This is a genomic window from Bradyrhizobium sp. AUGA SZCCT0283 (genome assembly GCF_018130385.1).
Taxonomy (GTDB): domain Bacteria; phylum Pseudomonadota; class Alphaproteobacteria; order Rhizobiales; family Xanthobacteraceae; genus Bradyrhizobium.
Map to the genome: position 1 here is coordinate 270,108 of NZ_JAFCLU010000004.1, position 26,227 is coordinate 296,334.

The following is a 26,227-nucleotide window of genomic DNA, read 5'->3' on the forward strand; positions in this document are numbered from 1 at the left end:
ACGCGTCCAAGCTTGGCGGAGTTCTTCAGAAGACCTTGGTTTTTCCTTCTTGAAGCGCTTGTTTTTGCTCAATATGTTTCATTGACTTTCTCTGGTGGTTGCGAGGGCGCGCATCGCATTACATCAGTAGGGGTGGTAATGCAGTACCGATTCGCCGAGTTCGAGTTAGACCTCAGCCAGCAAGAGCTGCGTCGACTTGGCGAGTCCGTCCACATCGAGCCCCAAGTGTTCGATCTCATCGTTCACCTGGTGCGTAACAATGACCGCATCGTCAGCAAGGATGAACTGATCGAGACGATCTGGAATGGCCGGATCATCTCGGAGGCCGCGCTCTCCAGCCGTATCAATGGCGCCCGCCGCGCGCTTGGTGACAACGGAACCGACCAGCTCTTTATTCGGACGCTGCACAAGCGGGGATTTCGTTTCGTCGGCGACGTTCAGGCCATCAGCGCGCCGGAAGCCGGCGCGGAGGCGGCCCCGCTGGTTCCGGAGGATCGTGCTGCGCCGGCCGACGCTCCCGCCCGCGTCTTGGTGTCGGCCGAAGTATCCCGGCTAGGTGACATCGTCTCGGAATCCGTGAAGGCCGAGGCCAATACACGATCGTCCATCGCGGTGCTGCCGTTCGGGAACATGTCCGGCGATCCGGAGAACGACTATTTCAGCTATGGGCTGACCGAGGACATCATCCGTCTTCTTGCGCGCTACCGGTGGCTTTCGGTGATCTCGCGGCACTCGACCGTCGGATTCCAGGGGCGGGTGATCGATGCCCGCGAGGTCGGGGAACTGCTCGGCGTCCGGTATGTAATGGTCGGCAGCGTTCGCAAGAGCCGCGATACCGTGCGGATCACCGCAGAACTCGTCCGCGCGGCGGATGGAAAGCAATTGTGGGCCGATAAATACGACCTGCAGCTGGAGTATATCTTCGATATCCAGGAGGAGATGGCTCGCCAGATCGCTGCAACCATCGAGCCCGAGCTGTCGAAGGTCGAGCAGCAGCTCGCCACCCGCAAGGCGCCGGAAAGCCTGGACGCCTGGGATTGCTACCAGCGCGGTCTATGGAATCTTTGGCGCTTCACCACGCCGGGATTTGACTCGGCCGAAACCTATTTTCAGCGGGCGATTGCGGCCGATCCGAGTTTTGCGCGCGGCCATGGCGCGCTCAGCTACGTCAATCTGCAACGCGCCTTCATTGACGAGCCGAAAGATCGCGCGGCGCGGCTGGAAACCGCGTTGCGCCAGGGGCGCCATGCGGTGGCGCTCGACGAGCTCGATTGTTTTTGCCACTGCGCGCTCGGACGCGCCTTGTGCCTGACCCATCAGAACGACGAGGCGCTGGCGGCTCTCGACGTATCCCTCGAGCTCAACCCAAGCTTTGCGCAGGCCTATTTCGCCCAAGGCTTCAATTTACTCTGGTATGGACGTGAGATCGAGGCGGAAACGCTGCTCGATCGGGCGATCATGCTGAGCCCGCGCGACAGCCATATTTCTGCTTTCCACCATGTCCGCTCCTGGGCGCACTTTTCCCTGGGTGAGTATGACATAGCGGTCGAATTCGCGAGGCGGGCGACACGGCAACCCAATGTCACATATCAGGCGTTCGCGTCACTTGCGGCGTCGCTTGGCCTTCTCGGCGATCGGGCGCAGGCGGAAACGGCGGCCGCGGAACTGCTGCAACGCAAGCCGAACTACAACATTGAAACGGCGCGACAGGAGTTCTTCTTCTGCAATGACGTGGGCTTCATTGATCGGTTCGTCGAAGGATTGCGTGTAGCCGGTATTGCAAACGCCTAGCTCAACTACCGCCTCGTGATCACGGCTGCGGACCGGACAAGTTCATTTCACGCTCGGCCCGGAAAACATTGCTGTGCAGGTTTGCGATCCATTGCCGTCCACTCGACGTGACATTGAGATAGCGTATTGCCGTTTGAATTTGCGGTGCGACGTTGTTCCAGTAGAACTGCGGATATTTGTAAACGACATCTGCCGGCGTCTCGTAGCCGAGCGTTTTGTTCATGCCGACTTCTTCGAATTCGTAGAACAGGGCATTTGATTTTTTCAGGTAGTTGGGGTCGCCGAGTTGCCCGATGAGGTCGGCTGCGCGTAGCAGCAGGCCATCTTCCTCGTTCAGTTCGTCGTTCGACGATGAAGCAACATAGGGAAATCGCGTATACTCGATGGCCCTGGCGATCCGGCTCGCATCAACTTCTTCGGTAGCGTCGAGGCGCTCGAAGACGAACAGTTTCGAGCGGTCCACATGGTAGGGTGCCAGCGCGGCATCGGATGAACCTCGCGCCAGACGAACGGTCCGGCCGCTGAGATCTGCGACATAGGAATCCCCGTCATCTCCCTGGACAATCCCGCGAACGTATCCGATGTCGTGGGTGAGGCACGCCAGGATGAAATTGGTGTAATCGTCCGGTGTCGTTGTCCGCAGCATCGTCCGGCCCATGAGGATGTCGTGGCCGGCAAGGGTCACGAGCATGGTGTGTTCGATGTTGTGATACAGGGCGTCGCTGTTGCCGATGCATTCCAATGTGAGCCTGGCTGCATAGGGGAGATATTCAGCCAGCCGGGCTTGGGAGGAGCCGAACCTGCTCCTGGTATCCGAAGCCAGAAACGATCCCAAAGCTTGCGCCACCAGTTCCGGGATTGTGATCATGAGAACCCCCAACTCAGTTGTGGGACGTCGGCGATTGGTGCACCGGCGCCGCACGATAGCACGCCGCGCGCGGGTAGGCCGGGCCGGATATCGCTCTGATCGCGCCGCGCAAGTGACTACGCAAGGCGGATTTGACGGTGGGTCAGCTGTCGTGACGTATTCTTGGTAGAACGGCGCTGGCCGCGACCGGACGGCCTAAAAGCCAAAATCAAGATTATCTTCAGATTATCTGAATACGGGCTCTAAGCACGGCAAGCCGGTCCGGGCCATATTCGCTGGCATGGAACGACGAGAATTCATGGCGCTTGTGGGTGGAGCGATGGCGTGGCCGGTCGCCGCATTCGCTCACGATTCGACGCGCGTTTATCGCATCTACTGGCTCTCCACGCAGTCCCAGCCCGATCCGTTCCTGGACGGCTTCCGGGAGGGATTGCGGGCGCGGGGCTATGTCGAGGGAAAAAATATCGTCCTTGAATTGCACTATGCGATCGGCAATCCACAGGCGCTGCGCGAGGTGGCGTCCGAACTCAGGCGCGGCCGGGTCGACCTGGCCGTATCGAGCGGGCCGGCGACGCGCGCGATGACGGAGGTGGCGGAAGTTCCGGTCCTGTTCGCGCTGAGCGGCGACCCCGTGGAGTTGGGCCTCGTCAGGAGCCTCGGGCAGCCGGGCGGTAACTTCACCGGCTCGACCTTCCTGTCGCTGGAGCTGGCGGGCAAAAGGGTCGAGCTATTGAAGGAAGTCCTCCCCAACCTGCGCAAGCTTGCCGTTCTGTCGAATGCCAACCATCCGGGCGAACAATCGGAGTGGCATGCGACGACGGAGGCTGCCGAAAAGCTGGGTGTCGTGCCGCACTACGTGCCCTTCTCCGGCGCAAACGAATTGGACAGCGCGCTTGGATTGGCAGGAGAGGCGCGTGCGGACGCCTTACTCGTCTTTCCGGACGTCCTCACGATGGTGCATCGAGCCAAAATTGCCGACTTCGCTATTACGCATCGTCTGCCGTCGATGTTCGGCTGGGGCGAATATTGCGACGCCGGCGGACTTCTGAGCTACGGCGCGAACCAGCGGGCGACCTATTTCTGGCTAGCGACTTATGCTGACCGGATCTTGCGCGGCGAAAAGCCCGCCAATCTCCCGGTTTTTCAGCCCACCAAATTCGAACTGGTCGTGAATCTCAGGACGGCTGAACGGCTCGGCATCGACCTGGACAAATCTTCAGTTCTTTTCCGCGCCAATCGGGTCATCGAATGACCCCGCCGCATCTCATATTGGTTCAAAACTCTTTCCATCGGATTTTCCGTCGGTGACCCGTCCGCGCCGCTCCCTGTTCATGAAGTACTTCGTCACGCTGTTTGTCGCAGTGGTGACGCCGCTTGTGCTTGGTTCCGCGACCGAAGCCTGGTTCGCGTTTCGCGACAACCGCTTCGATCTCAATGAACTCCTTCAGGTCGAGGCCCGCTCGGCGGCCGACCGGATACAAGCCTTCACCGATGGAATTCGCGATCAGCTCGGCTGGGTCGTGCAGTTTCCCTGGACCCAGGGCGAGGACGACCGGCGCAGGATCGACGGGTTGCGTTTACTGCAGCAGGTGCCGGCGATTGTTTCGCTCTCGCTGGTCGACCCGACCGGCATCGAACGGGTTTTTGTATCCCGCGTGAGCCTGAACAGGACCGGTCGCGGCGCGGACATGTCGGCGGATCCCGCGGTTGTCGGCGCGCGCGCCAACCGGGTCTGGTATGGCCCGGTGCATTATCGGCGCGATTCCGAGCCTTACATGCGGATCGCGGTTGCGGGAAACCGTGCGGCCGCCGGCATCGTCGTTGCCGACATCAACCTCAAACTGATCTGGGATATTATTGCGGCGATCAAGATCGGCGACACCGGGCACGCCCTTGTCGTGGACGACTCGGGGCGTCTGATCGCCCATCCGGACATCAGCCTTGTGCTGCGCAGCGGTGCCGGGGCAGGGGATTTCGACCGCCTCAAGGCCGTCGTCAGCGCCGCGAATGGATCGGCGATTGCAACAACTGGTGAGGACGGCAAGCCCGTCGTTGCGCTCTCGGTGCGCGCTCCCAACGTAGGCTGGACGGTGATTGCGGAGCAGCCGGTCCTGGAGGCGTTTGAATCCATCCGCGCCGCGCTGTGGCGTTCCCTGATGCTCATCGGCCTCGGAATCGTTTTCGCGCTTGTCCTCGCCTATTGGCGAGCGTGCCGCATGTGGGGACCGATCCGGCAACTGGAGGATGGCGTTGACCGGATCGGGATGGGACAGTTCGACCATCGCATCGCGATCCACAGCCGCGACGAACTGGAGCAATTGGCCGTCCGATTCAACCAGATGGCGGAAGAACTCGCGGCTTCGCAGCAGAAGTCCGAGCGCATCAATCGTTTGAAGCAATTCCTTGCGCCTGAAGTGGCTGAACTGGTCGAAAACTCCGACCAGGGGCTGCTGGACGGACAGCGACGCGAGGTGGTCGCGATTTTCGGCGATCTGCGCGGCTTCACCGCGTTTTCCGCGCGCGCCGAGCCTGAGGTCGTTATCGCCGTGCTGAGGGAATATTATGAAGCGATCGGCACCGTGACGGCCCGCCACGCTGCCACCCTGATCCGCTTCGCCGGCGACGGCGTGATGGTCCTCGTCAACGCGCCGGTCGCGTGCGAAAACCCGGCGCAGCGCGGTATCCGGCTTGCGATCGACATGCAGGCTGCGGTGCAATCCCTTGCCAATTACTGGAACGCGCGTGACTGCGCCATTGGTTTCGGCGTGGGTATCGCGATGGGACCTGCGACCGTCGGAACGCTCGGCTGGCACGGGCGCCTCGACTACACGGCCATCGGAAACGTCGTCAATCTGGCGTCGCGGCTTTGCGATTTGGCGGCGGACGCGCAGATATTGGTGGACCCGGTCGTCACCGGGCATGTCAAGGATCGCATTGCCCTTTCGTCCGTTGGAGAGCGGGCCATCAAGGGCTACGATCGTGCGCTGGAGGTTTTTGCGGTGGCTCGCAGCGTCGGGCCGCTGCCGCATCCCGGCCGTCAGCTCCGGCCTGCTGAGGTTCGACGCGTTGAGGCGGGATTTGGCAGAATCGCGTCGGAGCTGTCTCCGACAGATGCTGGCTGAATTTAGTTCCAACCCGGCTCAAGCCAAGGGGAGAGGGGACGCCGCTTTCCCTCGCGCGCAAGCTCGCAATGACGGTAAAAAGTCCACAAGCCCGGATGAGCGCGGCGATATCCGGGACGGTGTTGATATCCGGGACGGTGTTAGAGAGGCCCCGGATATCGCTGCGCTCATCCGGGCTACAAGAAATCCTCAATGACGGACCCCAAGGTGATAGGGTTGGAAAATGAGGCGATATGAGAACCGAATTGCCCGTGAAATCGGGCCCGCCGGACGCCGCTTTTGAAGTATTGATGGCCGCCGGGCCGTGCTATTTCTGGCCATCGGGCGACCGCCTTTGCCACCACGCTTCCTGGGACCATCTCCTTGATCGACAAGCTTGAACTGCTGCTGGCGCTCGCAAAAGAGCGGCATTTCGGACGGGCCGCGGAGGCCTGCGGCGTGACCCAGCCGACCATGTCGACCAGCCTCAAGCAGCTCGAGGAAATTCTCGGCGTGATGCTGGTGCAGCGCGGGTCGCGGTTCCAGGGCTTTACGCCGGAGGGCGAACGCACGCTCGACTGGGCGCGGCGTATCGTCGGCGACACCCGCGCGATGCGGCAGGAGATCAACAGCCTCAAGGACAAGCTTTCGGGCGAGATCCGGATCGCCGCGATCCCGACCGTGCTCGGCATGGTGGCGTCGCTGACGACGCCGTTCCGTGCGCGCTACCCGGACGTGCGCTTTCGTATCCAGTCCTGCACGTCGGCCGACGTGCTGGGCCTCTTGGAAAATCTCGAGGTCGATGCCGGGCTGACCTATATCGAGAACGAACCGATCGGCAAGGTGCGCACCATTCCGCTCTACAACGAGAGCTATCGCCTGCTGACGTCGCCCGACGCCATGTTCGGCGATCGCAAGCAGGTCACCTGGAAGGAAGTCGGCCAGGTGCCGCTGTGCCTCTTGACGCCCGACATGCAAAACCGCCGCATCATCGATCGCGCACTGGCCTCTGTCGGGGCCGAGGCCACGCCGACGCTGACCTCGAACTCGCTTGTGGTCCTCTATACGCATGTGAAGACCGGGCGCTGGGCGAGCGTGATGCCGGCTAAACTCGCGGAGACCCTGGGCTTGGCCGATACCATCCGCAGCATTCCGATCGTCGATCCCGTCGTCGATTACAGCGTCGGGATGGTGATCCCGCAGCGCGACCCGATGACGCCCCTGATCGCGGCGCTGGTGCAGGTCGCCCGCGAAGTGGCGCCGACGCTGGAGTGAGGTCAGGCGGCGACCTGGCTCTTTGTCTCGATTGAACGCATGTCGCGCGGCAGCGTGATGCGCACCACGGTGCCGGTGCCGAGCTTCGAGCGCAGCCGCATCGTTCCGCCATGCAGGCTGGTCAGCGACCGCGCGATGGCAAGGCCGAGGCCCGAGCCCTGGTAGGTCTTGGTGAGCTGGCTCTCGACCTGTTCGAACGGATTGCCCAGCCGCCGCAGCGAGGCAGGCGCGATGCCGATGCCGGTATCGGCGATCATGAGCACGATCGAGTTGGGCAGCACGTGGCTGCGCACGGTTATCCTGCCGTCGTCGGGGGTGAACTTGACGGCATTGGACAGCAGATTGACGAAGATCTGCTTGACTGCGCGGCGGTCGGCCGTCACGGAAATGGTGCTTTCGATATCGGCGTCGAGCGTCAATTGCTTGTCCTCGGCGCGCCCTGAGACCACGCGCAGCGACTCCGCCAGTATCTTCGACAGGTCGAGCTGCTCCATGTCGAGCTTCATGCGGCCGGCTTCGATCTTCGACATGTCGAGGATGTCGTTGATGACTTCGAGCAGATATTTCCCTGATGTGAGGATGTCGTGGCAGTACTCCTGATACTTGTCGGAGCCGAGCACGCCGAACATGCCGCTGCCCATGATCTCGGAGAAGCCGATGATGGCGTTCAGCGGCGTGCGCAGTTCGTGGCTCATATTGGCGAGGAACTTGGATTTCGCCTGGTTGGCTTCCTCGGCGCGATTCTTTTCCTGCGAGTATTTCTCGGCGAGGTCGGCGAGCTCGGCTTGCGAGCGCTTCAGGTCGATCACGTTGGCGCGCAGGCGGGTGTCGTTTTCGATCAGCTTCTGCTCGTGCTCCTTGATGCGGGTGATGTCGGTGCCGACCGAGACGTAGCCGCCGTCCTTGGTGCGCCGTTCGGAGATGTGCAGCCAGCTGCCGTCGTCGAGCTGCGCTTCGAAGGTGCGGGCTCCCGGCACTTGCGCGCCGGTCTCCTGCAGCCTGGTGCGCACTTCCGGCATGCTGCCGACCTCGATCACGGTCTCGTATGACGTGCCGGGGGTCACCGCCGTATCCGGCAGTTTGTGCAGGCGCTGGAAATGCGAATTGCAGAGCACGAGGCGGTCTTCCGCGTCCCACAGCACGAAGGCCTCCGGGATCGTCTCGATCGCGTCGCGCAGCCTGAGGTCGGCCTCCACGGTCTTCTCGGCGAGGCTCTTCTGTTCGGTGATGTCGACCGCGATACCGATCAGGTGCAAGCCGCCGTCGGCCGAGTCCTGGCTGAGCTCGCAGCGCACCCGCAGCCAGATCCAGTGGCCGTCGATGTGCTGCATGCGGAAGGTCTGGTCGATGTGGTCGAGTTGGCCAGCGATCATCTGGTCGGCGATCGCAAACAGGTCGATGTCGTCGGATTTCACCAGCGCGTTGACTTCGCCGAAGGTGAGGAGGTCGTTGCGGGAGTCGAGGCCGAGCATCGTGAACATCGACGCCGACCAGAAGATCCTGCCGCGGGAGAGGTCCCAGTCCCACAATCCGCAGCGGCCGCGGTTGAGTGCGGTATCGATCCGGCCGCGCACGGCGTCGTTGATGAGATCGCCCTCGCGGGCGCGGGTCGACTGCCAGTGGAAGGCGAAGCCGAGGATCAGCACGACGAAGCCGGTGGTGGCCGACAGCGTCACCGACAATGCGGCATCGGAACCCCACAGCGGCTCGTTCTTTTCCTGGATGACGATGACCTGGCCCGGCAGCGATTTGACCAGCCGCGAGATCGCCATCGCGCCATTGCCGTTCGGAAGCGTCATGTCGTTGACGACGCCCTGCTGACCGGCAGTGGTGAGCAGTTGCGCGGTGCTGATGATGTCGAGGATTCGATCGCTGTCGCCAAGGCCGCCTTCGACCGGGACGCGGGCCAGAATCCGGTGATCGACGCCGGTGATGATGACATGGCGGCCGCTAGCCACGCCCCAGGCCGGAATCAGTTCGGGCAGCAGGCTCTGCAGCCGTTCGATATTGGCGGCGCGGTCCTGCCGGATAGAGCCGAGGCGGTCGAGGCGTTCGGCCAGGAGATCGGTGAGCGCGGAGAGGTCGCGCTTCATCGCGGCGCGTTTTTGCCGGCTCTGGTCGATCACCTGCACGAAGGCGCCGAGGCAGATGGTGATGAGGAAGGCAATGATGAGCGTCGGCACGGCGCGACGAAGCGCCGGCTCTGCGATGAGCAGCCGGTGATAGGCAGGTTTTGCGATCGACTGCGCCAATCCCTTGATCGAGTCGGATTGGACACACGCGTTCGCCGCATGCGCGCGCGCCATGCTTTAGACCCCCGCCGAAGGCTCTTTTGCACATTGTCCGGAAGGAACCCCACGTCATTCCGAATCACAGCGATTTGAATCCAGATTTTCCGGGCTGTCGAGAGTCAACGATTCGTTAATTCGAAATAAATGTTGTCCAACGCGAAATAGGGCGCCGCCAAGGCGAGTCCGAAACGGGAACGGGCCCGCAAAACTACGCACGCGGCGGTTCGGCATGACTGATCACGCGCTTGATGGTCGGAAACGCGCGGCGCAGCGCGCGCTCGATCTCGTCGACGTTCTCGTGCACCTTGATGACGCTCATCGACGGCGCGGCGCGGCAATGGAAGTTGACGATTTCGCCGGCATCGGTGTCGCGCACCCGCACATTGTGGATGTCATGGATCGCGCCGTTGGCGGCAAAGCGCGACAGCGCGGCCTTGATGACCTCGACGCGCTCGGGCGCGGCGTCGGTGCCGTGCGGCAGTTCCGGCTCGAGCGGCTCGATGTGGGTATCGACCTCGACGTCCTCGCCGAAATCCTCGCGGATGCTGTGCTCCAGCCCATGGGCGATGTCGTGCGCGGCGGTGAGTTCCATATCGCCGTCGACTTCGAGATCGATGCTGACCGTCAGCTTGCCGCCGAGGTCGTGCACGGTGACATGGTGGACGGCGAGGCCGGAATTGCGGGCGATCACCATGATGCGCTCGCGCACGCTCTCATTGTCGCGCACGACCGGCACCGCGGTGAAGGTGAGGTCGGCGTCGCCGAGCGCTTCGGAGACCGCCGCCTGGGCCTTGTTCTTGATCGCCTCGACGCGGTCGATCGGGTAGGTTCGCGGCACATTTGCGATGGCATCGATGAAGTGCGTCGGGCCGACCATGCGAACGCGCACGCGCCTGACGCCGACCACGCCGGGCACGGAGCGGATCGCAAGGGTCGCCTTCTCTGACACGCCCTCGGGCGCGCGGTCGAGCAGGGTTTCGATGGTGGAACGCCCCAGCCGCAGGCCCAGGATCGATATCATCACGGCAACCGCAATGGCAGCGACTGAGTCGCCCCAGGCAAAGCCGAGGCCGGTCAGCGCGAGCCCGACGATGACGGCGATCGAGCCGAGCACGTCGGAGGCGAAATGCAGCGCGTCCGCCGCCAGCGCCTGGCTTCGGGTCGCGCGCGCCGTGCGATGCAGCGCCCGCGCGCGCCAGAAATTGACCGCGATATCGATCACCAGCACCACGAAGGGGATGGCCGAGAGCGTCGGCGGCGCTGCGCCCTCGCGCAGGCGGCTCCAGGATTCGACCAGGATGCCGCCGGCCAGCACGTAGAGCAGCGCGATGACAAACAGCGCCGACAGGCTCTCGAACTTGCCGTGGCCGTAATGATGTTCCTCATCGGCCGGTTGGTCGGACACCCGCACCACCAGCCAGGTGATGACGGTGGCGATCACGTCGACGGAGGAGTGCAGGGCCTCGGAGATCAGCGCGAGAGAGCCGATCGCGATGCCGACGGCGAATTTCGCCGCAGCCATGCCGGCGCTGGCGAAGATCGAAATCGCCGCGACGTTGGTTTTGAGGGAGGGGGGATGCTTCATGGGCGGCGGTTTAGCAGGGCGTTGTGTAACATTAAAGCCGAGCGTCGGAGGCGCAATTGCCATTCACTTGCAGGAGCGGGGATGTTGCGAACTATTCCCAGTCAAGAGGCCGTCATTGCGGAGCGCAGCAATCCATCTCCGTCATCCTGAGGTGCGAGCGGAGCGAGCCTCGAAGGATGTGCGGCCCGGCCGGTGGCCGTCGTCCTTCGAGACGCGCTTCGCGCTCCTCAGGATGACGGGAAAGTTGCGGGGATGCTGCTTCAAGCTCCAAAACAAACTCGTTCGTTCTCGCGGCGCGCTACGCCCGAGGTTTGCTAAATCATTCGCCCATCGAGAAGAGGGCGCAGGGAATGCCGGGTGCTTGCTGCACCCGCGGTCTCGTGTGCAAATAGTGCGAAGAAAGCGCACACGAGCATACAGGTACAGCTGGAGCACTCCGGCATTCCCTGCGCAGTGGCTTTACGGCTTATGGCGCGCTCTCCCCGGAGACGAATTCCTCTTGCCTCCGTCGCCGGCGGATTGGTGGCCCGCATTGCCCGGTTGGGCGCCTGCAAACCTCCGCCGACTTGACACCAGCCACGGGTGCCAGGACCACACGGTTTTGCCGTACGCAGCCTCGCCAGTCGTCCGCACGTTGTGTCCGCTCACGGACTTTAGGCCCGCCCTGCGACCACGACCACGCGCCCGACGCTGCCGCGTCCACCGCAACCCGCCCCAACGTTCGTGACGATGGCCAACGCCCCTCTACCGGAACGGGATGGCGGGATTTGTAAGGGTGATTTGGGTCTGGCGCGAAGAAGTATATTTTTTCAATCGGGGCTGGACTGGGCAAATCACGTTGAAGTCGTTGAGGAAAATCGATCTTTCAAGAAAAATCGATTTTCGCGCGCGCCATCTATTTGTCGAACCAGCAGAACAGAGCCGCGCGGCCGATTGTTTGACGTCTGCACCAATAGACCCAGGGCGCGCACTGAAGAACATCGGCCGCGCGCAGGGGTCTAACGCCGACTTATGCTATGCATCGGGCTCGGTCTCCGCGTGGTGAGATCAACGATGCCGCCTTCACGGTGACGGCGATCTTTGCGGGCGCGGCATCAGCCGAGTTGTGTGCGTGGGCTCGGCCGCCGGCTGATAGGCAGCGGCGAGAAGACACTACGAAGAGCGAGCCGATGACCACGCAGCCGTTGAATCTTCTTAGCCCCCGCAACTGCTGCGTCGGTTCGCTCAGGGGAAATCAGACACGCAAATTGCGCAGGAAATCGGCGGAACCTTGCGACAGGTCGCGGGACGGCGACAAGCGCTCATCAGGAAGTTGCGCATTCAGTCCGATAGGCAACTGACCACAGCCGCTGACGAGTTGGCTCCTTGGCCAAAGCGTAGGGAGGACGGCGGCCACAAGCCGCCGCCCTGAACTGCGGTCGTATCAATACCGGTACCGGTACTGATATGGATACTGCTGCGGACAAATGTACTGGCCATAGCTGTCATAATGGCAGCCATAGTTGTTGCCGTAGTAGCCATAAGCACCATATGCGGCGGCCGCGCCCACTGCGGCAGCACCGTAGCCCCAGCCCGGTCGATAATAGCCACCACCATAACCGGGGTAGCCCGCGATTGGACGGCCGGGACGACCTGCGATTGGACGGCCCGGACGACCCGCTATGGGGCGACCTGCTATCGGATGTGAGGGGCGTACACGTCCCGCATAGCGATGGCCGCCGCCATGAAACCTTCCCGCGCCACCGTGAATGCGGCCAGCATGCATGCCGCCGCCGCGAAAGCCACCTCCACCGCCACGGAAGCCGCCGCCTCCGCCACGGCGCGCATACGCATCATCAGGGATCAGACTTACGGTGAGCAGAACGACCGCTGCAAGAGCAGCGAGAATGTATTTGAGCATCGCGCTCCTCCCGACCTTGGAGTTCGTTAGCGAGCGAGGCTGCTGCACCCCAGGCGGGCGACGTTGATGTAGATCAACGTTACCTGTGGCTGCCGGACACCAACTAAACTCGCGGGCGTGTCACACAGCCTTTGGCGCCCAGCCTCTCTTGATTGGTAGGGATTGAGGCCAAGGTCGTCGAGGGGGGCGCGGGGCCGTTCGGAAATCCGTGATGCTCCGCCCGCGCGCCTAATGCCGTCGCATCACCGGGGACGCATGCCGATGTGGGTACTGATGTACGTATTCTCCTACTCAGTCAGCCCGGCCGCCACTAACGACAGGGCGGAATGGAGACTGCTTCCGACCGTGGTGTTTCAGGAGTTCTCGAACGAAGACCGATGCAAGGCGGCCAAGTCGGCGCTTGAAGGAAGCTTGAGGGACGCCGGAGCCAAGCTGAGAAGTGGTCTAGAAGACTTGAAGGCCATCGGCAAAGCTGACCCGGCGCAGATTATCATTGCCTACAATGTGGAATGCCTTCCGAAATGAAGCCAGGCAACCACCGCCGCTCATATCATCTCCTCAAGATACCATCAGAACGCAGGATCGATCTGTGAAGGTTTGCGGATGCCGGCCCGATGATGGTGGCGCGGCGCGCACGGGGCCAGCGTACGCAAACTTTCACACAAGCGGACCTCGACCGCTCGCGCAGCAATTCGGCTCAGTCGAAGCGTGATAGCCTAGAAATCTACGTTGCATTCGCGGTTGAGCGGGCCAGCAGTTTTCGGCGCTTCCGCCATCGCGGTTGGAGATGCGGCGAACGAGGCGCTGAGTTTATGCTTGCGCGTCGCTAGACGCATTGCAGCGCCGCGTCCTTTCCATCTGGACACGTACCCACCGCATTGTCCAAAATCTCTCGACACAAAGCGGAGGCCCCGATGACGATTATCGATTCCCAGGTCCATGCCTATGAGGCGAACAGCCCGAAGCGGCCCTGGCACAGTGTGCCGAATTGGCCCGATCACGTCACGGGTGACGAAATGGTTGCGGCGATGGACAAGGTTGGCGTCGACGGCGCGATCTTCATCTCCGCCTTTTCGTTGTACCGCTACGATGCCAGCTATGCCGTGCAGGTGCAGCGGGCGCATCCTGGCCGGCTCGCCATCGTCAAGCCGGTCGACCCTGACGATCCCGATGTGGCTGACGTCGTCGCGGAGTGGAAGAAGACGCCGGGCGCGGTCGGAATCCGCACCATGCTGAGGAAGGAGGAGAAGCGCGCGACTGATGATCCCGGCCTCGACCGGATTGCGCGCGCGGCGGTTCGTTACGATTTCCCCCTCAACCTCCTGTGCTGGGACAATCTGGATGCGGGCAGGGCGCTGATCGATCGCCATCCCGATACGCGGTTCATCATCGACCATCTCGGCATCCTGCAGCCACGCGTGCCGCCGGCGCCGCCCGAACCCTGGGCGGACTTGCCGAAGGTTCTGGAGCTCGCCAAGCGTCCGAATGCCGTGATCAAGGTCAGCGGCGCCTGCACGCTGTCCCGCGAGCCGTATCCGTATCCGGATATCTGGGACCCGCTCGCGCGCGTGTTCGATGCCTGGGGTTTCGATCGCTGCCTGTGGGGTACGGACTGGACGCGGGCATTCGCCGTCGTCAACTACGAGCAGGCCGTCGAGCCCTTCCTCAAGACCAGCCGACTGAGTGACAGCGAGCGGGCCATGCTGATGGGCGGTGCCTGCATCAAGGCCTATGGCTGGTCACCAAAGAAAGGATAGCGAGTAGGGTGGATTGGCCGACTTGTCCGCCGTAGCTCGAAGTGCGAAGGCGGGCGTCATCCCCCGCTGCGTCTCAATGATGCGACTGCAGGTCCGACAATCACCTTGGCCTTATACATTGGGCGGCTCGTCACCTCTTTCCAACTGGGGTTTCTCAAGCAAGACGGCACTCAGCAGCGAATGGTGCACTTCAATATTTCCGTTGTAGCTGATCAATCCAAGCTTGCGAAACTTGTTCAGGAAAAAGCTCACCCGGGGGCGAGTCGTTCCGATCATTTCCGCTAAAGTTCCCTGATTGATCGAGGCGTCGATTGGCGTGGGGGCCCTGTCTTTTCCGAAATTGGCCAGCAGCAAAAGCAGACGTGCGAGCCGCTTTTCACTGGAATTGAACAGCTGGTCGATCAAATCTTCTTCAATGCGATTGCTTCGGGTCACCAGGTAAGTCGTGAATAGTTCTGCAAACCGGGGTTCCCTGCGGAGCGCCGCCAGCATCGCCCTTCGGGTTATCGAGGTGATGAGGCACTCGTGCATCGCTCTCGCGGTTCCAACGCGAACCGTCTGCCCGTGCAGACATCCCTCGCCAAAAAACTGCCCGGCTTCCAAAAGGCCGACGACTGCTTCCTTGCCTTGCTCGGAAACAACGGTCACCTTGACCTTGCCCGACTGGATGTAAAAAACCTTATCCGCTTCTTCGCCCTGGGCGTAAATGATCCGGTTCTTACGATACTTCTGTACCGTTTTTCCGGTCCCGACTTTGGCGAGAAACGCGATGGGATCGAAATGTCGTTTCGCGGGCTTCACTAGTCCCTCCATTGGACCGGCGAAGTCTAAATATTAAAAAATCACGCGTTCTGGTCAATATTGACCTGCGGACCGTTTTTGAGGGCGTGAACATCACCCGGTCAGGGCTCGGTGTCCGGCAATCTGTCCCGCACCCGCCCGATCCAACGGGGTGCCTCACATGCCCAACTCTCACGCACTACCGACCGATCCGCCGCTCAGCGCGGTGGAGCGCCCGCGCTGTACGCATTGTCAGGCCCGAATGAACCTGGCCCGCATTGCGCCTGGCCTGGCGGGCTACGAACTCCGCACTTTCGAGTGCGTCAACTGCAATCGTGTCCAGCGAACCCTGGTGGTCACCGACCCCCTGAGCAGCGACGCGAGAGTGAGAAAGTGGCTCAAAGGCCAGCTCAAATCGCCGAACTAGATCTCGGCGGGCTCACCGCAATGAGGTCCGGCAAGCGCAACAGGAAGAAGATCATGTTTTTGACAGCCGACCAGCTGGAAAAGCTGGCAGACGCCGCTGCCAGCCAGGCGAACCAGCTGCTTGAAGGAGAGGAGAGACGAACTGCGCTTTCTCTCGCAGCGCGGCTCAGGGTGCATGCCATCATGAAGCGCGCACTCACACCGCAAGCCGCCAGATCGAGATAGGACGTGGGGCGGATTGGCCGAAGGCGTCATCCGCCGCTGGATCTGAAACGAGATGGCGGATTACACTTCGTTAATCCGCCCTACACGCTGCTTTTGCCAAGAGGAGCGCCGGTAACGTGGAGTTGCAGTCCTTGACGTCATCCCGATTCGTGTCCATATGTCGGCTAGTCGACACTTGGCCGAACGGCCGGGCGCTTTGCCTTGCCACTGATTGGCCCGCACGTTTCAGGCCCTTCTCCAAAAATCGATCAACCGCGACGAAGGTGCCGAGCCGTCGGCATCTCGATCTTACGTACCCTGTCACATGAGGGGATTTCTTTGCACAAGACAGCTGCGCAGTGGCCTAACAGGCAAGAGGGCTTTGGCTTCGTTCAACCGCCTGATGGCGGCGATGACGTCCTCGACGCCCGGCGCTGGAAGCGCATCCTGAGCGACTACAGCACCCCAAATCGGCTGCGCAGCATTGCCGAGCTGGCGATCACGGCTTTGCCGCTCATCGTGTTGTGGACCGCGGCCTGGTTCACCTTCTCCCTTGGCCATGCCTGGGCTTCATTCCTGATCGCTATTCCGGCTGCCGGCTTTCTCGTACGCCTGTTCATGATCCAGCACGACTGCGGTCATGGCACCTTTTTTGCCGGCCGTCTGGCGAATGACTGGGTCGGCCGCGTCCTCGGCGTGCTCACGCTCACGCCCTACGACTGCTGGCGCCGCTCGCATGCCATTCATCATGCCACCACCGGCAACCTCGATCGCCGCGGTATCGGCGATCTCGATACGCTGACCGTGCGCGAATACCGCGCCCTTTCCTGGCGGGGTCGTCTGAAATACCGTCTTTACCGCCACCCGCTGATCATGTTCGGGGTCGGACCGGCCTATCTGTTTCTCTTGCAACAGAGGCTCCCGGTCGGCCTCATGCGCAATGGCTGGCAGCCCTGGGCCAGCACGATGGCAACCAATCTCGCGATTGCCGTCATCGTCGCTACGCTCACATGGTTTATCGGCATCAAGGCGTTCCTGCTCGTGCATCTTCCGATTACGCTGCTCGCCGGCACGGCCGGCGTATGGCTGTTCTACGTGCAGCATCAATTCGAGCACACGACGTGGGACCGCGACGACAGCTGGAACCTGCATCAAGCCGCCCTGCACGGCAGCTCGCATTACGAACTGCCGGCGCTGCTACGCTGGTTCACAGCCAACATCGGTATCCACCACGTGCATCACCTCTCCAGCCGTATTCCCTATTACCGGCTGCCGCGCGTGCTGCGCGACTATCCTGAACTGCGCGACGTCGGCCGCATCACGCTGCTGCAGAGCTTCCGGTGTGTCCGGCTCGTGTTGTGGGACGAGGCGCAGCGCCGCCTGGTGTCGTTCCGGGAAATCTGAGGGCGGGACTTTCAGGACGCCGCGCGACGAGCGGATCAGCCGATTGTCCGCCGTAGCTCGAAGAGCGAACGAGAAAGGCGTAGTTCGCGCTGCATCTCAAGCAGATGGCGGATTACGCTCTCGCTAATCCGCGCTAGGTCATTTGCAGTTCAGGAGAGTCGGACGACCCGTCATTGCGAGGAGCGAAAGCGACGAAGCAATCCATCTATCCCGGGCGGAGGCGTGGATTGCTTCGCTGCGCTCGCAATGACGATCCAGTCGCCACCGCGTCTGGAACACGATTGGCGCTACAGCGTCACCACGATCTTGCCGAGGTGCTTGTTGGCTTCCATGTGTTCGAATGCCTTGCCGATCTCGGCGAACGGATAAACCTTGTCGATCGGCAATTGCAGTTTTCGCGATTCCACCGCGCCCCAGATGTCCTTGCGGACCTCGTCAAAAATCTCGCGGACTTCCTCGATGGTGCGGGTGCGGAAGGTGACGCCGACATAGGTGATGCGGCGGGCGGCGTGCAGGTCGAAATTGAAATCGCCGTGGGTGCCGCCGAGCCGGCCGACATTGACGATGCGGCCCTTGACCTTCGTTGCCGCGAGGTTCTGGTTGGCGACCCTGCCGGAAACCTGATCGACGATCAGGTCGACGCCTTCGCCGCCCGTCGCCTTCAGCACCTGATCGACCCAGCCGGGATCGCTGGAGTCGATCGCGAGATCGGCGCCGAATTCCTTCAGGCGTCCGCGGCGCGTTGCATCCGTGGACGAGCCGATCACGAGCTTGGCGCCCTTGAATTTTGCGATCTGCATCGCCATCAGGCCGACGCCGGAACTGGCGCCCTGGATCAGGACCGTCTGGCCTTTCTGCAGCGCGCCGTTGGTGACCACCGCATTGTGCATGGTGGCGAGGGCTACGGGGAGGGTGGCGGCTTCCTCGAAATTCATGTTCGAGGGCGCACGGAACAGCCGGCCGTGATCGGCCAGCGTGTACTCGGCGAACGCAGCACCACCTGAGCCCATGATCTTGTCGCCGACCTTGACGCCCTTGGCGTCAGGCCCAAGCTCTGCGACTTCGCCCGCCCATTCCATGCCGAGCACGGTGCCGACACCGCCGGCCGCGCCATGCACATGGCCCTTGGTCATGCCGAGATCGGCGCGGTTGAGACCGCAGGCATGGACCTTGACCAGCACCTGGGTGCCCTTCGGCGAAGGTTTTGCGACGTCGGCGATTTCAGCGCCGTTGGCGCCGTACACATAGGCTTTCATGGGCTCTTCTCGTTGTTGGCTGTCAGGCCGCTGCTACTCGGCGGCCTGCCGCTGGGCGCCCGACATCATGCCTTCGAGCCGGCTGCGAATGATGGCTTCCGCATCGCGCATGATGCGCGACACCAGTTCGGCGCAGGTCGGAATGTCGTGGATCAGGCCCTGGACCTGGCCGGCCGACCAGATGCCTTCGTCGGCATCGCCGGTGGCGTAGACCATCTTGCCGCGGGCGCCGGCGACGAGCTCGCGCACGTCCTCGAATTTTGCGCCTTCCTTCTCCATCGCCACCACCTTGGTCGAGATCGCGTTCTTGGCGACGCGGGAGGTGTTGCGCATGGTGCGGAAGATCAGCTCGGTCTCGCGCTCGTCATTGGCGACGATGCGCTCCTTCACGAGCTGATGGATCGGGCTTTCCTTAGTGCACATGAAGCGCGTGCCCATATTGATGCCCTCGGCGCCGAGCGCCAGCGCCGCGACCAGGCCGCGGCCGTCGCCGAACCCGCCGGAGGCGATCATCGGAATTTTCACCTTGTCGGCGGCGGCCGGGATCAGGATCAGGCCGGGCGTGTCGTCCTCGCCGGGATGGCCGGCGCACTCAAAACCGTCGATCGAGATCGCGTCGACGCCCATCCGCTCCGCCGACAGCGCGTGACGGACGCTGGTGCATTTGTGGATCACCTTGATGCCGTGCTTCTTGAATTCGGTGACGTGCTCCTGCGGCTTGTTGCCGGCGGTCTCCACGATCTTGATGCCGGCCTCGATGATGGCTTGCCGGTATTCGGCGTAGGGCGGCGGCTTGATGGCGGGGAGGATGGTGAGGTTGACGCCGAACGGCTTGTCGGTCAGGTCGCGGCAGCGCGCGATCTCCTTGGTGAGGTCTTCCGGCGTCGGCTGCGTCAGCGCGGTGATCAGCCCGAGCGCGCCGGCATTGGCGACGGCGGCGACCAGCTCGGCGCGTCCGACCCATTGCATGCCGCCCTGGACAATCGGGTGTTGAACGCCAACGAGCTCGGTGAATCGCGTTTTGATCATTGCTGCCCTCTGTTTCCATGAGCATTTTCCAGTTGGAAAATGCTCTTTCCTGTCATTTTCTCCCGCGGGACGCCCGCGCGCGTCTTTTGTGAGATTTCGAGGCGCAGGATGCCGTCACCCCCTGCAAAAGTCCACGGGGGGCAGGCGGAGGTCCGGGCAACGCCATCATGCAAAAGCGGGGCTGTTGTTTCCGCGGGGCGGATAATTCTTCCGAGAGTCCGCATTTCCGAGATCAGCCCGCTAACCGGACAACTGCGGACATGCCAAAATCGAGGCTTTTGACCCAGAGCGCACTCCGCCCGCACCAGCCGCGTCATGTTCCTGAATTGCGGACTGGGGAACCCCGCCGGGAGTGTCCTAATTTTCTCGCTATGTAGACTTGTGCACCGACATTCGCCAATAGAACGTTTAGCTTTTCTTGATCACCGCTTCGTCCACGGCAGCTATCGGTGACTGAGAGACTTTTGCGCTCCCGCCATAGAGGGAGTTGCGCATGCAGCGACAGCGTTCCAAGCCCCATACATTGAAAGAGCAGATTGCGGCCGCGAAGAAGCGCCTTGAAGTCGCAGGATCGCGTTTGCCACCTGGTTTGCTCCGATCCAAACTAGAGCGAAAGATCAGGCATCTCGATGCCGCTTCCCACATGAACGACTGGCTCACGTCACCCGGCCTCAGGTCGCCCACGTAAGACGCAGTAAGGCCGCCTCAGTTGGCGGCCTCTTTCGTTCAGTGAAGTGGTTGAAGGGCGCGGAAGAAGACTCTGTCCCCTCCGGGCTATCAGCTGGCAGTGGCCTGGTTGGAAAACGTGAGTGGCCTGTTTTGGATTAGTGGCGCATAATGCGGCATGTCAGAATCACACCATCGGTCCTGCCAGTGCGGAGCGGTTTACAACCGCACCGAGTCCATGGCCCCCGGCCGCCAGATCAGCAGCTTTGAATGCTCCGTGTGCAGCGTGACCATGGAAAGCTGGAATACGACATGGGTGCCAACCTATCGGTTGGTTGCCGGTCCCGTCAGGGACGTCGAACAAGGCTCCTAAGACCGCGTCAGCTGGCGGCCTCTTTCTTCACAGGGCCCAACGCGCTCCTTCTGCCGTCTCACGCAATCCTCAAGGCCCAGCGCTGTTGGAACGAACCTGACAGTTGATTGTTCGTTCTTTGCTGCAGCACTTCTTGGATCGTCCCGGATTTTCGTGCACGCCCCATGGAGTGCATATGATGACCGCAGCCTACCTCAGGACACGCTCGCCAAGGTCGCTTGCCAATAAAGCCCGTACAATCGCCCAAGCGCATCCTTATGTGATGGCTGCAGCCGCGACTGCCGGAGCTTTGGCCATATCGGCCCTGGTGAACCGCCGCCTGGCCAGGAATGCTGAGAACGACAATCCGCCCGCCGGTCAGTTCCTCGAGGTAAACGGCGTCCGGCTCCACTATGTCGAACGTGGCTCAGGCACGCCGCTGGTCCTGCTGCACGGCAACGGCAGCATGATCCAGGATTTTGAAACCAGCGGTCTGATTGATCTGGCCGCCAGGAACTATCGCGTCATCGTTTTCGATCGCCCTGGCTTCGGCCATAGCGATCGGCCGCGTAATGTTGTCTGGACCCCGGCGGCTCAGGCTGAACTGATCAACGGCGCTCTCCATCGGCTGGGCGTCCCGCACGCAATCGTCCTGGGGCACTCGTGGGGCGCTTCTGTTGCAGTTGCGCTGGCGCTCACATATCCGAACCTGGTCCAGGGCCTGGTTCTTGCATCGGGCTATTACTATCCGACGTTGCGTCCCGACGTGGTTGCTTTATCCGCCCCCGCGGTGCCTCTCGTGGGCGATATCCTGGGGCACACCATCTCGCCGATTGTAAGCCGAATCATGTGGCCGCTCTTGATGACCAAAATCTTTGGTCCGCGGTCGATGCCGAAGAAGTTTGAGGGCTTTCCGAAAGAGATGGCCCTTCGTCCTTCCCAGATTCGCGCGTCAGCCGCGGAGTCGGCGCTTATGATTCCAGACGCGTTTCACTACCGCGACGAATACGCGAATTTGAAGATGCCCTTGGTCATCGTCGCAGGCGACGAAGACCGGCTGGTCGACATCGATACGCAATCGGCGCGGTTGCACAGCGACGTCCCCCAGAGCAGGTTTCACCGCGTTCCCGGGGCCGGCCACATGATCCATCAGACTGCGACCGGCGTCGTCATGTCTGCAATCAACGAAGTGGCGATCGCGAGGCCCGCGCCAGGCTGAAAACACGATCGACAAGAGAAGGACGCAAGGCCGGATGTATTCCAACGAAGTGTCCATGCCGGTTTGGCACGAAAAGCACTTGCGAGCGGCGACCACCGCGGCCGGCGTGGCGCTGTGGTCATGGAATGTCGACACCGACGCCATCACGATGGATGAACGCGCATATGACCTGTGGGAAGTCTCGAAGGACGAGAAGCAGATCACATTCGAGATCCTGTCCCAGAACATTCATCCCGCCGATCTGGAAAGGGTCAGATCTGCGTTCGCCGCGACGCGCGCGGTCGTAGGCGCTTACGAAATCGACTTCCGGATTCTATCAGGCGGCGATATTCGCTGGATCTCCGCCCGGGGCCAGGGCGACGACGCGGACATAGCCGAACGAATTATGTTTGGCATCTTCCTCGACGTCACCCAGCGCAAGCAGGCCGAAGAGGCCAACGAATTGCTGGCGGGTGAAATGAGTCATCGGGTGAAGAACCTTTTGACCATTACAACCGCGCTTACTCAGATCACTTCGCGGTCGGCGGCGACAAAAGAGGATATGGCCCAGGAGCTGACCAGCCGGCTGATGGCATTAGGACGTGCTCAGGACCTCATTCGTCCCACGCCGGGCCGGGAAAGGGAAGCAGCGCTTCTCGGCGATCTCATCTCGGTACTGCTTGCTCCATATGATGAGAAGGGAGCCAGCGTTCGCATTCGCGTTTCGGTGCCGAAGATGAATGTTGGAGAAGGTTCGAGCACGACCCTGGCCCTGATTATCCATGAACTGGCAACGAACTCGGCAAAGTACGGATCGCTGTCAGTTGCGAGCGGCACGCTGGATGTATCGTGCAATGGCCGGGACGACGAGGTCGTGATCATGTGGACCGAACGGGGTGGACCGCCTGTTTCGGCTCCCGCCACACTCGTAGGCTTCGGCAGCAAACTGATGCACAGGAGTATGGCCGCGCAGCTCGGGGGCTCTGTCGGCTTTGACTGGTCGGCGGAAGGTGTGGTCGCCACCCTGCGAATGAGCAAGGACCGCCTCGCGAAGTGAGCGGTTTGCAATCGGCATGCGGCAGCGCGTGGTTGCTATCCAGCCATCCAGCCAGCTGCTACGCGCTGAAGATCATGTCGGCGATGGGGGAGCTCTGGCGTTCGGCGCCGTTGAGAATCGTCCGGTGCTCGTCGCGTTAGCCGACGATATTTCAGAATCTCAATTCCGCGGCGCAATTCTGACTTCGCGAACCGCCAGATAAAGGCTGATCGTACCCACAATGACGGGAAGTAGTCCGATCAGCGTCCAGGCCAAAGGCGAGCCGGCGCTGATCGTGCCGGCGGCAATCCAGATTCCAAAGGCAATGATGCCTATCGAGATTGAGAACGAGAATGCGTCATTCATGATGGGCCTCCAAAGACCTGTGCCTGTCGGATGGATGGCAGTCTGTCGGTCAGTTTCGGCATCAACTCCGGGCCGCCACGCAACCTCATCGGCCAACTCGTAAGGCAAGGAAGGCGGCAATGCCGTGGCTTGTCATCCGCCTTCTCCTGATACGGCGGGGTCTTAAGAACCGCCTCTGGCGGGGAATAGCCTGTCAGTGAAACGATCGAGCCGCTTATCGGAGCCTTGCGTCCCGTTGAGATGGCCGACCAACTCGCCGGAAAGTCGATAAATATTGATCCCTTTTAGGTGATAAAGTTTTCGGCCCTTGAGGTCGAAGATGGCCGCGCCATCCACCACCCCGACGTGGGCGCCATTGCTATTGAAAATATTGCCGCTCATGACTGACCTCCAACCGAGGCTCCGGAGCCAAGCTGCGCTTGTTGGACCCAGATAGCGAGACAATTCGGACGCCACCCCGGATACTTTGGGGGGATCCAGGCGACCATCGCCAAGCCTGTCGTCACTGCAGCTTTGACCACAACTCCCACCGTACCGCCTCAAAAGGTCGCTGCGTCATCGGCAGCCCAGGCAGCGACGAATTCCGGTGCCGGCCGCGGATCAAGTTCAACTTACACCGAAGCGGACGCAAAGCTTCCGACGAATTTGCTTCGAATGAGTGATGACTTTAAGAACGGAAACATCGCCAATATCGAGTACCGATTTGGACGACAGCTGGCCGCCAAACCCTCTTGAAACGAAGCTTAGGACAACGACGGCACCGACAATTGTCTCTTGACTGAAGAGGCATCGGACGGTGAGTTTGAAGAAGTCCGAAACAGCATATAGCACACGGCACGACCATACTCGTCAGGCCGTCAGGAGCGCCAAGGGGGAGGGGTTCTATGTCACACGGCGGAGCCGCGGCTGCTGGGCTTTTGCTCGTCGCGCTGGCAAATGCGCCAGGGCTGTACCCAGCGAAGGCTGGCAATGAAGTTTGCTCATATGCGGTTTGTGAGAGGATATGCCTAAGCAGAGCTAATACGGGCGCTCAATGTTCAAGGCGTTGCACAGCCTTTTTGCAAAAGAAAGTCGCATCCGGGCGGTGTAGGAGCGCCACTCCCTAGTCTGACCTCCGATATCGGCCCCGCCTACTGCCTGAACTCGTTGGTCAACTCGCCGATGCCATCGATCGCAACCGTCACCGTGTTGACCGGGTCTTTCATGACGCCGACGCCGACCGATGTGCCGCAGGCGATCAGATCGCCGGGCAGCAGCGTCATGTCGTGGGAGATCTTGCTGACGAGTTCCTGGGCGCTGAAGATCATGTCTGATATGGGGTAGTTCTGGCGCTCAGTGCCGTTGAGGATGGTGCGCACCACGAGGCTTGCCGGATCGATGCCGGAGGTGATGACGGGCCCGAACGGCCCATAGCCGTCAAAGCCCTTGGCGCGCGCCCATTGGGCGAAGGTGGCGTCGCGGTTGAGAATGTCGTTGGCGGTGACGTCGTTGACGCAGGTATAGCCGAAGATGAAATCGTCGGCTTCGTCAGCGGACACGTTGGTGCAGGGCTTTCCGATGACGATGCCGAGTTCGCCCTCATAGGTGGTCTTGCCGTCATAGGAGACGGGACGTTCGATCACGGCGCCCGGCGCGGCGACGCTGGTGGTGGCTTTCAGGAGATACAAGGGCTCGGCCGGCTCCGGCTGTTGCAGCTTGGCGGCGAGCGCATGAAAGTTGTTCCAGAGCGCGACGATCTTGGTCGGCTCGGTCGGTGCCAGCACCTCGACTTCCCCAAGCGCCAGTATTCGTCCGCTCGGCCTCGAGGCGCCGAACAGGCTGCCGTCATGCACGGCGATGCCGGATGGCGTGAGCGCGCCGAAGCCGGTTTGGCCCTGATGGCGGAAGCGAATCCAGTTGGTGACGTTACGCTGCAGCATCACGCCACCGCCGGGATTTTTGCTTCCGGTGCCGGAAGCACGGTGCCGTCGTAGAGGCCGGCGATTTTGGCGCGCTGGGCGACCAGCGCCAGCACCGCGTCCAGCGACGGCGTCGGAATATTGGTCAAGCGGCCCATTTCCTGGACCACCGTCACCAGCGGATCGATTTCCATCGGGCGGCTGCGCTCGAGATCCTGCAGCATCGAGGTCTTGTGCGCGCCGACCTTCCGGGCGCCCTCGATACGCCGCTCGACGTCGACGCGGAATTTGACGCCGAAGGATTCGGCGATCGCCTGCGCCTCCAGCATGATCGCCTTCGACAGCGCGCGGGTGGGGGGATCGGAGCAGATCACGTCGAGGGTGGCGTGGGTCAGCGCGCTGACCGGGTTGAGGCAGACATTGCCCCACAGCTTGAGCCAGATCTCGTCGCGAATGCGGTCGAGGACCGGCGCCTGCATGCCGGCTTTGGTGAAGACCTCGGAGAGCCGCTGCACGTCCTCGGTGATCTCGCCGGAGGGTTCGCCGAGCGGGAAGCGGTCGCCATAGACGTGACGGATCACGCCGGGCGCCTCGATCTCGGTGGCGGGGTAGACGATGCAGCCGATCGCGCGCTGCGGCGTCAGTTCGCGCCACTGCCGGCCGCCGGGATCGATGCTTTCCAGCGTCGAACCCTCAAGGGCGCCGCCGTGCTTGTAGAAGTACCAGTAGGGGATGCCGTTCACGGCGGTGACGACGCGGGTCTGCGGCCGGAGCAGCGGCTGCATCTGTTCGAGCACGCCGGTGATCGAATGCGCCTTCAGGCAGATGATGACGAAATCCTGCGGTCCGAGTTCGGCCGGGTTGTCGGTGCAGCGCGGATGCACCACGCGCTCCTCGTCGCCGATCAGGAGCTTGAGCCCATTGGCGCGCATCGCGGCGAGATGCGCGCCGCGCGCCACCAGGCTGACATCGACGCCCGCGCGCGCGAGCTGCACACCGAGATAGCCGCCGATCGCGCCGGCGCCGTAGATACAGATTTTCATG

21 protein-coding genes are annotated in these 26,227 nt (G+C 61.9%); 10 read left to right on the forward strand and 11 right to left on the reverse strand.

The window, feature by feature from the left end; all coding sequences use genetic code 11:
- Positions 1-12 precede the first annotated feature (12 nt).
- Positions 13-1,791 (forward strand): winged helix-turn-helix domain-containing tetratricopeptide repeat protein, encoded by a 1,779-nt coding sequence (locus JQ624_RS08600; protein ID WP_212418428.1) that lies wholly within the window; start codon positions 13-15, stop codon positions 1,789-1,791.
- Between the two features lie 19 nt (positions 1,792-1,810).
- On the opposite strand, the gene JQ624_RS08605 is transcribed toward JQ624_RS08600, so the two are convergent.
- Positions 1,811-2,659 (reverse strand): metal-dependent phosphohydrolase, encoded by an 849-nt coding sequence (locus tag JQ624_RS08605; RefSeq protein ID WP_212418429.1) that lies wholly within the window; start codon positions 2,657-2,659, stop codon positions 1,811-1,813.
- Between the two features lie 298 nt (positions 2,660-2,957).
- On the opposite strand from JQ624_RS08605, the gene JQ624_RS08610 reads away from it, so the two are divergent.
- From JQ624_RS08610 to JQ624_RS08620, 3 genes are all read left to right on the forward strand, one after another.
- Positions 2,958-3,911 carry an ABC transporter substrate-binding protein gene (locus JQ624_RS08610; RefSeq protein ID WP_249129547.1) on the forward strand — a complete coding sequence of 318 codons (954 nt, stop codon included), beginning with the start codon at positions 2,958-2,960 and terminating at the stop codon, positions 3,909-3,911.
- Positions 3,912-3,963: 52 nt separating this feature from the next.
- On the forward strand, positions 3,964-5,781 hold the full coding sequence (locus tag JQ624_RS08615; protein WP_312014393.1) for an adenylate/guanylate cyclase domain-containing protein: 1,818 nt from the start codon (positions 3,964-3,966) through the stop codon (positions 5,779-5,781).
- Positions 5,782-6,144: 363 nt separating this feature from the next.
- Positions 6,145-7,035 carry a LysR family transcriptional regulator gene (locus JQ624_RS08620; RefSeq protein ID WP_212418431.1) on the forward strand — a complete coding sequence of 297 codons (891 nt, stop codon included), beginning with the start codon at positions 6,145-6,147 and terminating at the stop codon, positions 7,033-7,035.
- Between the two features lie 2 nt (positions 7,036-7,037).
- Here the strand turns inward: JQ624_RS08620 and JQ624_RS08625 are convergent, their stop codons facing one another.
- The 3 genes from JQ624_RS08625 to JQ624_RS08640 form a co-directional block, all read right to left on the reverse strand.
- Complete coding sequence (locus tag JQ624_RS08625) at positions 7,038-9,341, reverse strand: PAS domain-containing sensor histidine kinase (protein ID WP_212418432.1); 2,304 nt, start codon at positions 9,339-9,341, stop codon at positions 7,038-7,040.
- Between the two features lie 193 nt (positions 9,342-9,534).
- Positions 9,535-10,911, reverse strand: coding sequence for a cation diffusion facilitator family transporter (locus JQ624_RS08630; RefSeq protein WP_212418433.1), 1,377 nt, complete (start codon positions 10,909-10,911; stop codon positions 9,535-9,537).
- A gap of 1,423 nt (positions 10,912-12,334) precedes the next feature.
- Positions 12,335-12,811, reverse strand: a complete 477-nt coding sequence (locus JQ624_RS08640) for a hypothetical protein (protein WP_212418434.1) — start codon at positions 12,809-12,811, stop codon at positions 12,335-12,337.
- Between the two features lie 261 nt (positions 12,812-13,072).
- On the opposite strand from JQ624_RS08640, the gene JQ624_RS08645 reads away from it, so the two are divergent.
- Together JQ624_RS08645 and JQ624_RS08650 are read left to right on the forward strand one after the other, a co-directional pair.
- Entirely contained in the window at positions 13,073-13,336 is a 264-nt protein-coding gene (locus JQ624_RS08645) for a hypothetical protein (protein WP_212418435.1), read from the forward strand.
- 389 nt (positions 13,337-13,725) lie between these two features.
- Positions 13,726-14,568 (forward strand): amidohydrolase, encoded by an 843-nt coding sequence (locus JQ624_RS08650; RefSeq protein WP_212418436.1) that lies wholly within the window; start codon positions 13,726-13,728, stop codon positions 14,566-14,568.
- A gap of 111 nt (positions 14,569-14,679) precedes the next feature.
- Here the strand turns inward: JQ624_RS08650 and JQ624_RS08655 are convergent, their stop codons facing one another.
- A complete protein-coding gene (locus JQ624_RS08655; protein WP_212418437.1) occupies positions 14,680-15,381 on the reverse strand; it encodes a Crp/Fnr family transcriptional regulator in 702 nt (233 codons plus the stop codon).
- 447 nt (positions 15,382-15,828) lie between these two features.
- On the opposite strand from JQ624_RS08655, the gene JQ624_RS08660 reads away from it, so the two are divergent.
- Together JQ624_RS08660 and JQ624_RS08665 are read left to right on the forward strand one after the other, a co-directional pair.
- The gene (locus JQ624_RS08660) at positions 15,829-15,999 is read left to right on the forward strand and encodes a hypothetical protein (protein ID WP_212418438.1); all 171 of its coding nucleotides are present in this window, start codon (positions 15,829-15,831) and stop codon (positions 15,997-15,999) included.
- A 423-nt stretch (positions 16,000-16,422) separates the two neighbouring features.
- Positions 16,423-17,382: a fatty acid desaturase gene (locus tag JQ624_RS08665; protein WP_312014399.1), complete on the forward strand. Its 960-nt coding sequence runs from the start codon at positions 16,423-16,425 to the stop codon at positions 17,380-17,382.
- 287 nt (positions 17,383-17,669) lie between these two features.
- On the opposite strand, the gene JQ624_RS08670 is transcribed toward JQ624_RS08665, so the two are convergent.
- Positions 17,670-18,638 (reverse strand): zinc-binding dehydrogenase, encoded by a 969-nt coding sequence (locus JQ624_RS08670; protein WP_212418439.1) that lies wholly within the window; start codon positions 18,636-18,638, stop codon positions 17,670-17,672.
- Between the two features lie 33 nt (positions 18,639-18,671).
- Positions 18,672-19,667, reverse strand: a complete 996-nt coding sequence (locus JQ624_RS08675; protein ID WP_212418440.1) for a nitronate monooxygenase family protein — start codon at positions 19,665-19,667, stop codon at positions 18,672-18,674.
- Between the two features lie 1,217 nt (positions 19,668-20,884).
- Between JQ624_RS08675 and JQ624_RS08680 the strand changes: the two genes are divergently transcribed.
- Complete coding sequence (locus JQ624_RS08680; protein ID WP_212418441.1) at positions 20,885-21,904, forward strand: alpha/beta fold hydrolase; 1,020 nt, start codon at positions 20,885-20,887, stop codon at positions 21,902-21,904.
- A 34-nt stretch (positions 21,905-21,938) separates the two neighbouring features.
- Positions 21,939-22,940 (forward strand): sensor histidine kinase, encoded by a 1,002-nt coding sequence (locus tag JQ624_RS08685; protein ID WP_249129549.1) that lies wholly within the window; start codon positions 21,939-21,941, stop codon positions 22,938-22,940.
- A 159-nt stretch (positions 22,941-23,099) separates the two neighbouring features.
- Here the strand turns inward: JQ624_RS08685 and JQ624_RS08690 are convergent, their stop codons facing one another.
- From JQ624_RS08690 to JQ624_RS08705, 4 genes are all read right to left on the reverse strand, one after another.
- Complete coding sequence (locus JQ624_RS08690; protein WP_212418442.1) at positions 23,100-23,285, reverse strand: hypothetical protein; 186 nt, start codon at positions 23,283-23,285, stop codon at positions 23,100-23,102.
- Positions 23,286-23,447: 162 nt separating this feature from the next.
- Positions 23,448-23,666, reverse strand: coding sequence for a 4-fold beta flower protein (locus JQ624_RS08695; RefSeq protein WP_212418443.1), 219 nt, complete (start codon positions 23,664-23,666; stop codon positions 23,448-23,450).
- 749 nt (positions 23,667-24,415) lie between these two features.
- Complete coding sequence (locus JQ624_RS08700) at positions 24,416-25,204, reverse strand: fumarylacetoacetate hydrolase family protein (protein ID WP_212418444.1); 789 nt, start codon at positions 25,202-25,204, stop codon at positions 24,416-24,418.
- Entirely contained in the window at positions 25,204-26,226 is a 1,023-nt protein-coding gene (locus JQ624_RS08705; protein WP_212418445.1) for a 2-dehydropantoate 2-reductase, read from the reverse strand. Before JQ624_RS08705 ends, JQ624_RS08700 begins: the two co-directional genes overlap by 1 nt.
- Position 26,227 lies beyond the last annotated feature (1 nt).

Bases quoted from the DNA above. Each gene is read 5' to 3' on its own strand.
- JQ624_RS08605 (WP_212418429.1), bottom strand. From the start codon at position 2,659: ATGATCACAATCCCGGAACTGGTGGCGCAAGCTTTGGGATCGTTTCTG.
- JQ624_RS08610 (WP_249129547.1), top strand. From the start codon at position 2,958: ATGGCGCTTGTGGGTGGAGCGATGGCGTGGCCGGTCGCCGCATTCGCT.
- JQ624_RS08625 (WP_212418432.1), bottom strand. From the start codon at position 9,341: ATGGCGCGCGCGCATGCGGCGAACGCGTGTGTCCAATCCGACTCGATC.
- JQ624_RS08630 (WP_212418433.1), bottom strand. From the start codon at position 10,911: ATGAAGCATCCCCCCTCCCTCAAAACCAACGTCGCGGCGATTTCGATC.
- JQ624_RS08640 (WP_212418434.1), bottom strand. From the start codon at position 12,811: ATGCTCAAATACATTCTCGCTGCTCTTGCAGCGGTCGTTCTGCTCACC.
- JQ624_RS08645 (WP_212418435.1), top strand. From the start codon at position 13,073: ATGTGGGTACTGATGTACGTATTCTCCTACTCAGTCAGCCCGGCCGCC.
- JQ624_RS08650 (WP_212418436.1), top strand. From the start codon at position 13,726: ATGACGATTATCGATTCCCAGGTCCATGCCTATGAGGCGAACAGCCCG.
- JQ624_RS08655 (WP_212418437.1), bottom strand. From the start codon at position 15,381: ATGGAGGGACTAGTGAAGCCCGCGAAACGACATTTCGATCCCATCGCG.
- JQ624_RS08660 (WP_212418438.1), top strand. From the start codon at position 15,829: ATGTTTTTGACAGCCGACCAGCTGGAAAAGCTGGCAGACGCCGCTGCC.
- JQ624_RS08670 (WP_212418439.1), bottom strand. From the start codon at position 18,638: ATGAAAGCCTATGTGTACGGCGCCAACGGCGCTGAAATCGCCGACGTC.
- JQ624_RS08675 (WP_212418440.1), bottom strand. From the start codon at position 19,667: ATGATCAAAACGCGATTCACCGAGCTCGTTGGCGTTCAACACCCGATT.
- JQ624_RS08680 (WP_212418441.1), top strand. From the start codon at position 20,885: ATGACCGCAGCCTACCTCAGGACACGCTCGCCAAGGTCGCTTGCCAAT.
- JQ624_RS08685 (WP_249129549.1), top strand. From the start codon at position 21,939: ATGTATTCCAACGAAGTGTCCATGCCGGTTTGGCACGAAAAGCACTTG.
- JQ624_RS08690 (WP_212418442.1), bottom strand. From the start codon at position 23,285: ATGAATGACGCATTCTCGTTCTCAATCTCGATAGGCATCATTGCCTTT.
- JQ624_RS08695 (WP_212418443.1), bottom strand. From the start codon at position 23,666: ATGAGCGGCAATATTTTCAATAGCAATGGCGCCCACGTCGGGGTGGTG.
- JQ624_RS08700 (WP_212418444.1), bottom strand. From the start codon at position 25,204: ATGCTGCAGCGTAACGTCACCAACTGGATTCGCTTCCGCCATCAGGGC.
- JQ624_RS08705 (WP_212418445.1), bottom strand. From the start codon at position 26,226: ATGAAAATCTGTATCTACGGCGCCGGCGCGATCGGCGGCTATCTCGGT.